12 protein-coding genes and 1 pseudogene are annotated in these 11990 nt (G+C 63.2%); 9 read left to right on the top strand and 4 right to left on the bottom strand.

Translation table 11 applies throughout. From position 1 onward, the window contains the following. From MPJ51_RS18235 to MPJ51_RS18215, 5 genes and pseudogenes are all read left to right on the top strand, one after another. Window positions 1–641 (top strand): annotated as a pseudogene (locus tag MPJ51_RS18235) (cation acetate symporter); the annotation flags it as partial. Between the two features lie 110 nt (window positions 642–751). Continuing rightward, window positions 752–2575, top strand: a complete 1824-nt coding sequence (locus MPJ51_RS18230) for a DUF294 nucleotidyltransferase-like domain-containing protein (RefSeq protein ID WP_298389604.1) — start codon at window positions 752–754, stop codon at window positions 2573–2575. A 93-nt stretch (window positions 2576–2668) separates the two neighbouring features. Further along, window positions 2669–3187: a hypothetical protein gene (locus MPJ51_RS18225; protein WP_298389602.1), complete on the top strand. Its 519-nt coding sequence runs from the start codon at window positions 2669–2671 to the stop codon at window positions 3185–3187. A gap of 2 nt (window positions 3188–3189) precedes the next feature. After that, window positions 3190–4602, top strand: a complete 1413-nt coding sequence (locus MPJ51_RS18220) for a 3'-5' exonuclease (protein ID WP_298389600.1) — start codon at window positions 3190–3192, stop codon at window positions 4600–4602. An 86-nt stretch (window positions 4603–4688) separates the two neighbouring features. Beyond that, the gene (locus MPJ51_RS18215) at window positions 4689–5189 is read left to right on the top strand and encodes a flavin reductase family protein (protein ID WP_298389598.1); all 501 of its coding nucleotides are present in this window, start codon (window positions 4689–4691) and stop codon (window positions 5187–5189) included. 3 nt (window positions 5190–5192) lie between these two features. On the opposite strand, the gene MPJ51_RS18210 is transcribed toward MPJ51_RS18215, so the two are convergent. The 3 genes from MPJ51_RS18210 to MPJ51_RS18200 are packed head-to-tail and all read right to left on the bottom strand — an operon-like array spanning window position 5193 to window position 7425. Next, window positions 5193–5672 carry a DUF6505 family protein gene (locus MPJ51_RS18210; protein WP_298389596.1) on the bottom strand — a complete coding sequence of 160 codons (480 nt, stop codon included), beginning with the start codon at window positions 5670–5672 and terminating at the stop codon, window positions 5193–5195. Then, a complete protein-coding gene (locus MPJ51_RS18205; RefSeq protein ID WP_298389592.1) occupies window positions 5669–6367 on the bottom strand; it encodes a biotin/lipoate--protein ligase family protein in 699 nt (232 codons plus the stop codon). The genes MPJ51_RS18210 and MPJ51_RS18205 overlap by 4 nt, the downstream gene beginning before the upstream one ends. Further along, window positions 6364–7425, bottom strand: a complete 1062-nt coding sequence (locus tag MPJ51_RS18200) for an Mrp/NBP35 family ATP-binding protein (protein ID WP_298389590.1) — start codon at window positions 7423–7425, stop codon at window positions 6364–6366. Before MPJ51_RS18200 ends, MPJ51_RS18205 begins: the two co-directional genes overlap by 4 nt. Window positions 7426–7557: 132 nt before the next feature. On the opposite strand from MPJ51_RS18200, the gene MPJ51_RS18195 reads away from it, so the two are divergent. Beyond that, on the top strand, window positions 7558–8286 hold the full coding sequence (locus MPJ51_RS18195) for a cytochrome c (RefSeq protein ID WP_298389588.1): 729 nt from the start codon (window positions 7558–7560) through the stop codon (window positions 8284–8286). Here the strand turns inward: MPJ51_RS18195 and MPJ51_RS18190 are convergent. Further along, window positions 8280–10235, bottom strand: a complete 1956-nt coding sequence (locus MPJ51_RS18190) for a 4Fe-4S binding protein (protein ID WP_298389587.1) — start codon at window positions 10233–10235, stop codon at window positions 8280–8282. The two genes, MPJ51_RS18195 and MPJ51_RS18190, sit on opposite strands and share 7 nt — an antisense overlap. Before the next feature lie 256 nt (window positions 10236–10491). Between MPJ51_RS18190 and MPJ51_RS18185 the strand changes: the two genes are divergently transcribed. From MPJ51_RS18185 to MPJ51_RS18175, 3 genes are all read left to right on the top strand, one after another. Further along, on the top strand, window positions 10492–11046 hold the full coding sequence (locus MPJ51_RS18185; RefSeq protein ID WP_298389585.1) for a DUF3305 domain-containing protein: 555 nt from the start codon (window positions 10492–10494) through the stop codon (window positions 11044–11046). Continuing rightward, a complete protein-coding gene (locus tag MPJ51_RS18180) occupies window positions 11043–11615 on the top strand; it encodes a DUF3306 domain-containing protein (RefSeq protein ID WP_298389583.1) in 573 nt (190 codons plus the stop codon). Before MPJ51_RS18185 ends, MPJ51_RS18180 begins: the two co-directional genes overlap by 4 nt. A 4-nt stretch (window positions 11616–11619) precedes the next feature. Continuing rightward, window positions 11620–11990: molecular chaperone TorD family protein (locus MPJ51_RS18175; protein WP_298389581.1), on the top strand; the 371-nt coding region annotated here is incomplete at its 3' end.

Here is an 11990-nt window from a genome sequence, read left to right as displayed (position 1 = left end):
ACCGCGATATCCTGGTTCTGGCCAACCCCGAGATTGCCAACCTGCCGGGTTGGGTCGTGGGTCTGGTCGCTGCCGGTGGTCTGGCGGCTGCTTTGTCCACCGCTGCGGGTCTGTTGCTGGCGATCTCGTCGGCGGTGTCCCATGACCTTGTCAAAGGCGCGATCAACCCGTCGATCTCGGAAAAAGGAGAGCTTCTGGCAGCGCGGATCGCAATGGCCGTGGCCATTGTGGTCGCAACATGGCTGGGTCTGAACCCACCGGGCTTTGCGGCGCAAACCGTGGCCCTGGCGTTTGGTCTGGCGGCGGCCTCGATCTTCCCGGCACTGATGATGGGGATCTTCTCGACCCGCATCAACAACACCGGTGCGGTTGCGGGTATGCTGGCCGGTCTGGTTGTCACACTGGTCTATATCTTCCTGCACAAGGGCTGGCTGTTCATCCCGGGCACCAACTCGTTCACCGATGCGGACCCGCTGTTGGGCCCGATCAAGTCGACCTCGTTCGGCGCCATCGGTGCCATGGTCAACTTTGGCGTGGCCTATGTGGTCGCTGGCATGACCAAGGAAACCCCGCAGGAAATCAAGGATCTGGTGGAAAGCGTGCGCATCCCCCGTGGTGCCGGCGCAGCACAGGATCATTGAGCCTGATGCGGCGGGCGGTTAACCTGATCCCGCCGCGTCCAACGACATTTTCGTCCCGCCCGGCACAAGCTTTGGGCGGGACGTCTCTTTCAGAACCCCGGAGACATCCCATGCCCCTGTCCCATGATCAGATCACCCGGTTTCTGGACTCCGTTCACCCCTATGACGCCCTGCCCGCCGAGACGCTGGATGAACTGGCCAAGCAGATCGAGGTTTGGGAGGTCGATGAAGACAGCAATGTGTACGAGCTGGGCCACACCCTGCCCGGCGTCTTCGTCATCTATGAAGGACAGGTCGAGATTTCTGATGAAAACGGCGCGGTCGTGTCTCATCTGGGGCTGCGCAACTCATTCGGGGAACGCGGACTGCTGAAGGACGGCAAGGCCGCCACGAAAGCGCGGGCGCATACGCCCTCGGTCCTGATCGTGCTGCCCCCCGATCTGGTGCGCAACCTGATCGATGGGCATGATGTGGTGGCGAAGTTCTTCAACCGCTCGCGTGGGGGAAGAACCGGGCCGCAGAGCCTCGCGACCAGCGCCATCGACGTGCTGATGGCCCGCGACCCGGCCACCTGTCCCGGCGGGATGCCGGTGCAGCAGGCGGCGCAGATCATGCGGGATCGTCACATCTCATCGCTCTGTGTCACCGAGGGCGACAGCCTGCTGGGGATCGCCACGCTACGGGACATTTCCGGGAAATTCGTGGCCGATGCGATGCCGGGCGATACCCCGGTTTCGGCCATTATGACGCCTGATCCGGTCACTCTTGCGCCGCATGATATCGGCTCGGACGTGCTGCATGTTATGATGGAACGCGGCATCGGCCATATTCCCATCTGCGAAGGCGGCAAGCTGGTCGGTATCGTTACCCAGACCGATCTGACCCATTATCAGGCGGTCAATTCCGCCGAACTGGTGCGCCGGGTTGCCCGCGCGGATACGGCGCAGGAGATGGCGCTGGTCACTTCTGAAATCCCGCAACTGCTGGTGCAACTGGTGGCAGGCGGCAACCGGCACGAGATTGTCACCCGCCTGATCACCGACATCGCCGATACCGTGACCCGCCGCCTCCTGACGCTGGCTGAGGCACAGCTGGGCCCGCCGCCGGTGCCTTATCTTTGGCTGGCCTGCGGCTCGCAAGGGCGGCAGGAACAGACGGGCGTTTCGGATCAGGACAATTGCCTGATGCTGGATGACAGCGTGTCGGACGCCGATATGGACTACTTCGCCAAGCTCGCGACATTCGTCTCGGACGGGCTGGATACGTGCGGCTATTTCTATTGCCCGGGCGACATGATGGCGACCAACCCGCGCTGGTGTCAGCCGGTTCGGGTCTGGCGCGACTATTTCCGGGGTTGGATCGCCAAACCCAACCCCGAGGCGCAGATGCTGGCCTCGGTCATGTTCGACCTGCGCCCCATCGGAGGCGCGTTTGACCTGTTCACCGATCTTCAGGCCGATACGCTGGCCGAAGCGCAGGCCAATTCGATCTTTGTCGCCCATATGATCGCCAATTCGCTGAAACACACACCTCCGCTAGGCCTGTTGCGCGGCTTTGCGACAATCCGATCGGGCGAGCATCGCAACACGCTGGACCTGAAACATAACGGCGTGGTGCCGGTGGTCGATCTGGCCCGTATCTACAGCCTGCAGGGGCAGTTGCCCGAGGCCAACTCTCGCGCGCGCCTGAACGCCGCCGAGGCTGCGGGGGTTCTCAGCCCCTCGGGCGCGCGGGATTTGCTGGATGCCTATGATCTGATTGCGGAAACCCGGCTGGAGCATCAGGTGCGATTGGTCAAATCCGGTGAAAAACCGGACAATTATCTACCGCCCTCCGACCTGTCGGATTTCGAACGCAGCCACTTGCGCGACGCCTTTGTCGTGGTCAAGACAATGCAATCGGCGGTGGGCCATGGCACGGGCATGCTGGGATAGGCCAGCGCGGGCAGAGAGTGCGGGATCGCCTTCGGCGACCGTGTTTGGAACGAGAAGAAGGGGCGGGTTGCGTCCCAAAGGTGGAGAGACGCGATGTTTCTGGAACTGATCGGTACGATCTTTGCGGGTTTTGCCTTTGCGGGCATCGTGATGGTGCTGAACAAGCTGACCGGCGGGCGGCTGCCGAAATGGGCTATGCCGGTTGCGGCGGGTGTGGGGATGATCGCCATGACCATCACCAGCGAATATTCCTGGTACGACCGCACCCGCGACCAACTGCCCGAGCAGATGGCCATCGTTCAGGAAGTCGAAAGTCGCGCATTCTATCGCCCCTGGACCTATGCGGTGCCTTTCGTGGATCGCTTTGCCGCCATCGACACCGTCTCGGTCCGTACCAATGACGAGGTGCCGGATCAGCGGCTGGTTGATCTCTATTTCTTTGGCCGCTGGGCGCCAGTCTCGAAAGTGCCGGTGGCGGTGAACTGCGCCGAGAACAGCCGCGCCAATCTGGTGGACGGGGCCGAGTTCGGTGATGACGGGCGGCTGGTCAACGCCGACTGGTTCGTGGCGGGCGCGGGTGATCCGGTTGTGCAGGCCACCTGCGGGGTCTGATCATGCTGAACCGGCTGAGCCTGCGGCTGCGGATTTTCCTGTTCTTCTGCCTGCTGGCTTTGGGCGGTCTGCTGGTCAGTTCCGGGGCGCTGTGGATCAGCTATCAGCGGGCCGAAGACCCCGAGTTGCTGGACGCCTATATCTTTGCCGAGATCCTGATCGCCTTTGGTCTGCTGGGACTGGTGGTCGGCATCTGGCTGCTGTTTGACGACAATGTCGCCAAACCGATCGAGCGTTTATCGGCGCAGCTGCGCGCTCGCGCCCATGTCGGGGTCGATACGCAACTGGATGTGCAGGCGGCGCGCTATCTGGGTGATCTGGCCCCGGCCGCCGCCGGGTTGGCCGATCAACTGGCGGAAACCGCGATGAACACGGCCGAGGCGGTGGCAGCGGAAACCGCGCATCTGGCGGCGGAAAAACAGCGCCTGACCGCCCTGCTGACCGAGATCCCGGTTGCCATGCTGCTGGCCGGACCGAAACATCAGATCGTGCTGTATGACGCGCAAGCGGCCGAGGTGCTGGCGCAGATCGCGCATCCGCGTCTCAATGCCTCGCTGTTCGACTATCTGGAGAGCACAGGGCTGACCGATGCCTATGCTGAGATGAACAAAACCGGCATGGATGTTGCGTGTCGCCTGACCAGCGTTGACGGGCGGCAGACCTACTCCGCGCGGATGAAACCCTTGGGTGATGCGCCCGGCTATATGCTGATCTTTGATGAAAGTGCCGCGCAGATGCGACCTGATGAGGCGCGGCCTCTGGTCTATGATTTCGACCTGCTGGATACGCCTGCCGACGCCGCATTTGAACATCGCCCGCTGCTGGACCTGATCTTTGTGGTTTTTGATACCGAAACCACCGGGCTCTTGCCGCATAAGGATGAGATCGTTCAGATCGGCGCGGTGCGCGTGGTCAAAGGCAAGATCGTCGAAGGTGAACGGCTGGACACATTGGTCGATCCGGGCATTCCGATCCCTGCGGCCTCGACCAAAGTGCACCGGGTCAATGATGCGATGGTGCAAGGCGCGCCGGATATTGCCGAGGCCGGGCGCAGTTTTCATCAATTTGCCCGCGACGCGGTGATCGTCGCCCATAACGCGCCGTTTGATATGGCCTTTCTGCGCCGTCACGCGACCACGATAGGGGTCGAATGGAGCCATCCGATCCTCGACACGGTCCTGCTGTCGGCAGTGTTGTTCGGGGCCAGTGAGACCCATACGCTGGATGCGCTTTGTGATCGGCTGGGCGTGACCATTCCCGAACACCTGCGGCACACGGCGCTGGGCGATGCGGTGGCCACGGCCGAGGTTCTGGTGCGCATGCTGCCGATGCTGTCGGCGCGCGGCATGGTGACCTTTGGCGATGTCATCGCGCAGACCCGCAAACACGGGCGGTTGCTGGAAGACCTGAACTGAGGAAAAAGTACACCCTCGACATAGCTTTCCATGGACAATCCCGGCACGGCGTGGCACCTGAGATCAGCCCAGTGGACGAGCACCCGATGACCGAAAAGACCTTTACCCCCAGCCCGGACCAGAGCATGGCCTTTCGCGAGGCGCTGGGATGTTTCGGCACCGGTGTGACGGTGGTCACCGCCCAGACCGAGGATGGGCCGCGGGCGATTACGGTGAATTCGTTCTCATCCGTTTCGCTGGACCCGCCGCTGGTCCTGTGGTGCCTGGCGCGGGATTCGAACCGCTATGACACGTTCAGCACCTGCGACAGCTACGCGATCCACGTCATGGCGCAGGATCAGCAGGATCAGGCGTTGAAATTTGCCCGCAACGGGTTGGATTTTTCCCATGCCGAGTGGCAGTTGGACGAAGCCGGGCGGCCAAGGCTGAAGGGCTGTCTGGCCCGCTTCGACTGCTCGCTTCATGCCCGTCATGAGGCCGGGGATCACCTGATTCTGGTCGGCCATGTGGACCGGGTCATGTATCGCAAAGGTCAGGGGCTGATCTTCAAACGCGGGCAATTCGGCGGGTTTGCCGATCTGTTTTAGGCGCTATTCGTCCAGCGAGCCGTGTACGGCCAGTGCCTCTAGCTGCGTTTCTTGCGGGGTGATCACGCGGAACGCCTCATGCACCCCTGCCCCGGTTAGTTCGCGCGCAACGGTCAGCAGGGTGTTTGGAGCGTGCTCATCGCACAGTTCAGACATATGGGCCAGTTCCGCTTGCGCCACATCCAGTGCAGCCTCGACCGAAGGCGCACCGTAGAGTTGCACGAAATGCTCGGCCAGATTGCGCGTGATCTGATCCTGTTCCGCCGCTTCGATCTGCGTCACGGCGACAAAGGTCACCCGCCCGAAAGTTTCGACCCCAAGCCAGCCATTTGCAAAAGCCTGCCGGGCCTTGCCCTCCAGATCGCCCTCGCCCCAGTTCGAAAACTCGAACCCGCCCGAGATGCACCATTCGCCAGTGCGGGCGGGTGAGTGAAAGACGTTCATGTCGCTTTCGTCGAAATGGATTGCGCGGGCCAGTTTCATGTCGTCTCCTCCAGCAGATGCGTCAGGGGGCGCAGATGGGTGTCGGCACCGTCGCGGATCAGCATGCCGAATTGCTCGTCCGTGCCGAGAAACACGCCCTGCCCCTCAATCGGTTCGCCCACGCCCCGCAGCAGGCCCATCCATTCGGCATGCAGGGGCGCGTTGCCGTCCTCTTGCCAGCGGTTGAGCCAGGTGAGCATATGGCGCGACCAGCTTTCGACCAGTTGCACCGCCGAAACGTCGGCGCAGCCCTCGTCATAAAGCGCGGTGATGTCCGGCGTATCGCCCGGCGTATCGCTGGTTTGCAGCAGCGCAAGGTCCCAGCCGATCACCAGCCAATCCGGCACGGCGTCAGGGTCAGTGCCCGAAGCCGCCGCCCGGAACTGGCCGCAACGGGCACCGTTCACGCAGATCAGCCCGTCCCAGCCCAGATGCACCGCGACCTCGGGCGGTGCCAGCGCGCCCAGCGCGTTCTGAAACCCCACGGCAGCCAGCGGCAGCATCGCCATGGCATCGCCCAGCGGCACCTCGGGCGCAAAGACGATGGCGACCCGCAGGTGATCGGCCTGAATGTTGTAGACCACCGACCCGGAATCGCAGCCCAGCGCGGCCATGGCTTGCGCGCGGTCAAACGGGTCCTCCGCCCCCTGCACCGGGTGGCCCGTCAGCAAGGGGGGAAAGACCGGCTCGGTCATGCCTGACCCTTGGCGATCATGTCGCGGGCGATCTTGCGGAATGCATCGGCTTGCGGGCTGTCGGGTTTGCTGACCACAATCGGCGCGCCTCCGTCTGCTGCCACGCGGATGTCCAGATGCAGCGGGATTTCCCCCAGCAGCGGCACGCCCAGCGACTCGGCCTCGGAGGCGACACCGCCATGGCCGAACACATGTTCCTCATGCCCGCAATTGGAGCAGATATGGGTCGACATGTTCTCGATCATGCCCACAATCGGCGTCTTGAGCTGGTTGAACATGTCGATCCCCTTGCGGGCGTCGATCAGGGCCACATCCTGCGGGGTAGAGACAACAATGGCCCCGTCCACCTTGAACTTCTGGCTCAGCGTCAGTTGCACGTCGCCGGTGCCGGGCGGCAGGTCAACGATCAGCACGTCCAGTGCGCCCCATTGCACCTGCCCCATCATCTGTTGCAGCGCGCCCATCAGCATCGGGCCACGCCAGACCACCGCCTGACCTTCATTGGTCATCAGCCCCATCGACATCATGGTCACGCCGTGATTACGCAGCGGCAGGATGGTCTTGCCATCGGGGCTGGCCGGGCGACCCGAAACGCCCAGCATCCGGGGCTGCGACGGTCCGTAGACATCCGCATCCAGCAGACCCACACGCCGCCCTTCAGCGGCCAGCGCACAGGCCAGATTGGCCGAAACGGTGGATTTGCCCACCCCGCCCTTGCCCGAGGCAATAGCGATGATCCGATCCACCCCCGGCACCGCCTGCGGGCCGGTCTGCGACGGTTTCGGTTTGGGCTTCAGATCCGGTGGTGCCTTGTCCGAATGCGCCGTCAGCATGGCCGAGACCTTGGTCACCCCGTCCACCATCTGCGCCGCCTTTTCGGCGGTGGCGCGCACCGGCTCCATCTTCTCGGCCTGTTTCGGGTCGATCTCCAGCACAAAGCGCACCGTGTCGCCTTCGACATTCAGCGCCCGCACGATGCCCGCGCTGACGATATCGTTGCCGGACACCGGGTCGGTGATCTTTTTCAGGTTCGCCAGAACCGCGTCACGGATGCTCATGCGCCTATCCTTTTCATCCGCCCCGCGCGGGGGGCCTTGCGTATCGACAATGTGCAGTCGCCGCTCATTGCATGTGTCTCCGTCTCATTCTGTTTATTTGACGCATTCGCCCGCGCCCCGTTAGGCTGAGCCATGCGCTTTGTTCTGTTGTGCCTGAGCCTGACGTTCATCACCAGCCCCTCCTTGTCGCAGGAGGCGATCGGCCTTTCGGCCCCGGATGAGGTCTCGGACTCGGGTCTGTTGCAACATATCCTTCCGCGCTTTTCCCTCAAGACCGGGATACGGGTTATCGCCGATGAAAACGGGGAAATGTCGCTGAATTCCGCGCCGCCGGGCGATCCGGTCTTTGCGCGGGGCGGTGTGACCTATCATCTGTTGACCGATGGCACCGACCGGCAGGACCGGTTCCGCGACTGGCTGCTGTCGGATATCGGCAAGCGCACGGTCGAAAGTTTCGCCCCGCAGCAGGGCGAGCCCTTCAGCGCCAGTGTCACCGTCGCCGCCGCCCCGCAGGAACAAGCCATCGACGGCAATGTCACGCTGGGGCAGGAATTGTCGCTGACCCATTGCGGCCGCTGCCATGTGATCGGGCCACAGAACCGGATGAACGGGTTGGGTTCGACCCCCTCCTTTGCGGTGCTGCGCGCCATGCCCGACTGGTCGGACCGGTTCGAGGCTTTCTTTGCCCTGAACCCGCACCCTTCCTTTACCCAGATCATCGACGTCACCCCACCCTTCGCGGTGGACCGCCCGCCGCCGATCCACCCGGTCGAGATCACACTGGACGAGTTGGAGGCGATCCTCGCCTTTGTTGCCGCGCTCAGCGCCGCCGATCTGGGGGCACCGCTGCAATTTCAGTGATCCTTGCGTTTCGAGAAATAATCCTCGGTCGTGACCACAGGCGGTCTGGGGTTTGAGGTGAACGGGTTGTCCTGACTGTTGAACTGCGCGTTCACCCGGCAATTGTCGCACATCTGGATCATCCGCGCCTTGTCCGAGGTGGCAAACATCGGATGGGTGCCCGAGAGTTTCTCCATGATCCGTTCGACGGTGGATTTCACCCCGAACAGCGCGCCGCATTCGACGCAGGCAAAAGGTTCTTCCTCGTTCAGGACACGCTGCGACAGGGCAGCATCGCTCAGATCCAGTTGCGGCACCAGCGCGATTGCGTCTTCCGGGCAGATCGACCGGCAGAGGCCGCATTGCAGGCAGGCGTCCTGCTGGAAGTTCAGCTGCGGCTTGTCTGGGTTGTCGATCAACGCACCCGAGGGGCACAGGGACACGCAGCTGAGGCACAGGGTGCAGCTATCCGTATTCACCGCGACGGCCCCATAGGGTGCGCCTTCGGGCAAGGGCAGCGGGGCCTCGGCCCCCGGGTTCAGCGCCTGCGCGGCCAGACGGGCGATCTGACGCCGGTTGCCCAGCGGCAGCACCGGCTCGGTCAGCGGCGCGGGAATGTCTTGGGTATAGAGCAATTCCGACAGTGCATCCGGGTCGGTCACGTCGATAATACCGATGGCCCCCTCACCCGCGATGGCCTGCGCCAGCGGCAGTTCCCGGTCCAGCGCATCACGTTCGGTCTTGGGCGACAGCAACAAATCGACCCGCGCAAAGCCATGGGCCAGCGCGGCCAGCATCTCGGCATGGCCAAAGCCCGACACGCCGGTCAGTTCCAGCGGGATGACATCGGCGGGCAGGCCCCGGCCAAACCGCGCGGCCAGCCGGATCATCTCGGTCCCGTGCCCATCATGCACCAACAGGCGCGGCGCGTCGCCACCCGCGCGGCGATAGGTACGCGCCAGAATATGCATCCGCGCCAGCAGGGCCGACACTGGCGGGTCCTCATAGGTGATCGCGGTCGAGGGGCAAAGCGCGGCGCATTCCCCGCATCCCGCGCAGATCATCGGATCAATCGCCACATGTTCCCCCGCCGGAGTGATCGCCCCGGTCGGGCAGATGTCCAGACAGTTGGAACAGCCGACCTGTTCGGCCCGCGCATGGGCGCAGAGGCTTTCGTCCAGCCGCACATAAAGGGGTTTTTCGAATGTCCCCACCAATTGTACCGCCGCCAAGGCCAGCCGGGTCACGGCAACCGGATCGCGGGGATCGGCGCGCAGATAGCCTTCGCGCTTTTCCGGGGCCGGAACCAGAGGTGTGCCGCCCGTCAGGTCGATCACCATATCGCAGCGTGAACTGGCCCTGTCCCGCGGGGTGCTCCACGCGAACGCGCCGCGCCCGCCGGGTTCCATCTGCTGCACCTGATCCAGCCGCAGGGTGAAGCCCCCCAATGCGCCGGTCAGATTGCGCACCTTGCCCCGCACCACGTCAAAGGCGCGGCTTGCAGGCTCGGCCTCATCCGTTACCAGAACGGTGACCGCCAGACTGTCCGACAGCAGCGCGGCCAGATCAAAGGCGACCTCTCCGGGGCCGATAATGCAGCATGTGCCTTCGCTGATAACGTCGACACTATGGGTTATAGGTTGGGGCAACAGCGCCTCGGCCGTCAGGGCCGCCATTTTCGGCGCGGCATCCTGCCCCTGATCGGACCAGCCCGCCCGGTCGCGCAGATCGACAAAGCCGGGGGTGTCCACGCCCAGCTCCTCGGCCAGTTCGCTGAACACCTCGGTTTCCTGCCCGCAGGCGATCACCAGCGGCTCACCCGATTGCATCAACTGCGCCGCTGTTTCGATCTGCTGGGTACACAGCGCGGTGTGGACCTTGGTGCAGGCCGTATCACAGGCCGAGGATATGCCGTCGGCATCCAGTTTCTGCGTCCCAGCGCAGTCACACAGCACGATCTTGGTCACCATCTCTCTCCCCGGCGCAAATCTGTTCCACAGCAGCTTAGGACTATTCCCGGGGCTGGCAATGCGCAGATCTTACTGAATCCGCAATTTATGCAATATTTTTCATATTCACCGATTTCCGCCCCATTAATCCGCACCTGAATACGAATAAAATATCGGTGATTACGACATAAGAAAAAGATATGGACTTGGCACAGCGCCCGATTATGTACCATAGTACACAAAGGGAAGGCAGGGGAGAGCCTTCGGGGAGGAACCAGTGGCCAAGGCCGCAAGCCAAATCGAAATGCCGGTTGGCGTCATCGTGCGCAAAACGCCCGGGGTGACCCGTTGGGCGAAGTGGAACTGGCGCGCCATCGCGGCACTGCCCGGCGCGGGACCCGCCAATTGGCAGGAACTGCGCCGCGAAGGCGATGCTGTGGAATACCACGCCGCCACCTTGCCCCTGACACTCTGGGCCGATGAGACCGAGGCGTACCGGGTCAACCTCGCCGACGGGCAGCCCTCGCTGTATCTGGTGTTGCGGGACGAGTTGGATGGCGACACGCCGCTGAACCCGGTGCTGGTCACCGCTTCGCCGTTTGAGGGTCAGGATTACGCCGATACCGGCGAAGAGATAGTCGAGAAAATCCCGATGACCGAAGGGCTGATCGCCTGGCTGCGGGATTTCACCTTGCAGCATCACAAGGATGAGGTTTTCGTCAAACGCCGCCGCGACAGAAAACGGATCGATCTGGTCGAGGATGGCAAGGGCGATGCCCGCATCCGTCAGGAAAGCGACGTCTACCGCGCGCCCAGAAGGATCGTGCAATGACCCAACCCCGCGATTTCTGGTCCCGCCGCAAGGCTGCCGTTCAGGCCGAAGCGCAAGCCGAGATCGTGGCTGCCGAGGAACAGGCGCTGGCCGCTCAGCACGCCGAGCTGGAAGAAAAGAGCGACGCCGAGATACTGGCTGAATTCAACTTGCCCGATCCCGATCAGTTGCAGGCGGGTGACGATGTCTCGGGCTTCATGGCCAAGGCGGTGCCCGACCGTCTGCGCCGCCGCGCCTTGCGGCGGCTGTGGCGGTTGAACCCGGTGCTGGCCAATGTCGATGGGTTGGTCGATTACGGCGAGGATTACACCGACGCGGCATGCGTGATCGAAAACATCCAGACCGCCTATCAGGTCGGCAAGGGCATGCTGGCCCATGTCGAGGCGTTGGCCGCCCAGGAAGACGACAGCGCCCCAATCGAAGACCCCGACACCCCGGAACCCGAAGCGGAACCGGAACCGGTCGACACCCTGCCCGAAGAACCGGTGCAGATGGCCGAGGTGGAAGAGGTTGAAGAGACCGACCTGCCCCCCGCCCCGCGCCGCATGAAATTTGAATTCGAAGGATGACCCCATGACCGCAAGCAAAGCGCAAGACCTGGATATCTCGGCCGAGGATCGCCTGCGCGCGGATTTCTACAACTTTCTGGGCCTGCTGCTGGCCGGCCCACCCGATCAGATGCTGCTGGACCAGATGGCGGGTCTTGGCGGGGATGAGACCGATCTGGGTCAGGCCATTCAGGCCATGTCCCGGGTTGCCAAGGTCACCAAACCCGCCGCAGCGGAACGGGAATTCAACGCACTGTTCATCGGTCTGGGCCGGGGCGAGCTGCTGCCCTATGCCAGTTTCTATCTGACCGGGTTCCTGAACGAAAAACCGCTGGCGCAGTTGCGCAACGACATGGCCGCGCGCGGCATCACCCGGGCGCAGAATGTTTATGAACC

It is taken from the genome of Ruegeria sp., from assembly GCF_028066395.1.
GTDB lineage: Bacteria > Pseudomonadota > Alphaproteobacteria > Rhodobacterales > Rhodobacteraceae > Ruegeria.
Note: the sequence above shows the minus strand (reverse complement) of the source record. Positions and strands in the feature narration are given on the sequence as shown.

What these genes read in the sequence shown, in the direction of transcription:
- MPJ51_RS18230 (WP_298389604.1), top strand. Translation starts at nt 752, where the DNA reads ATGCCCCTGTCCCATGATCAGATCACCCGGTTTCTGGACTCCGTTCAC.
- MPJ51_RS18225 (WP_298389602.1), top strand. Translation starts at nt 2,669, where the DNA reads ATGTTTCTGGAACTGATCGGTACGATCTTTGCGGGTTTTGCCTTTGCG.
- MPJ51_RS18220 (WP_298389600.1), top strand. Translation starts at nt 3,190, where the DNA reads ATGCTGAACCGGCTGAGCCTGCGGCTGCGGATTTTCCTGTTCTTCTGC.
- MPJ51_RS18215 (WP_298389598.1), top strand. Translation starts at nt 4,689, where the DNA reads ATGACCGAAAAGACCTTTACCCCCAGCCCGGACCAGAGCATGGCCTTT.
- MPJ51_RS18210 (WP_298389596.1), bottom strand. Translation starts at nt 5,672, where the DNA reads ATGAAACTGGCCCGCGCAATCCATTTCGACGAAAGCGACATGAACGTC.
- MPJ51_RS18205 (WP_298389592.1), bottom strand. Translation starts at nt 6,367, where the DNA reads ATGACCGAGCCGGTCTTTCCCCCCTTGCTGACGGGCCACCCGGTGCAG.
- MPJ51_RS18200 (WP_298389590.1), bottom strand. Translation starts at nt 7,425, where the DNA reads ATGAGCATCCGTGACGCGGTTCTGGCGAACCTGAAAAAGATCACCGAC.
- MPJ51_RS18195 (WP_298389588.1), top strand. Translation starts at nt 7,558, where the DNA reads ATGCGCTTTGTTCTGTTGTGCCTGAGCCTGACGTTCATCACCAGCCCC.
- MPJ51_RS18190 (WP_298389587.1), bottom strand. Translation starts at nt 10,235, where the DNA reads ATGGTGACCAAGATCGTGCTGTGTGACTGCGCTGGGACGCAGAAACTG.
- MPJ51_RS18180 (WP_298389583.1), top strand. Translation starts at nt 11,043, where the DNA reads ATGACCCAACCCCGCGATTTCTGGTCCCGCCGCAAGGCTGCCGTTCAG.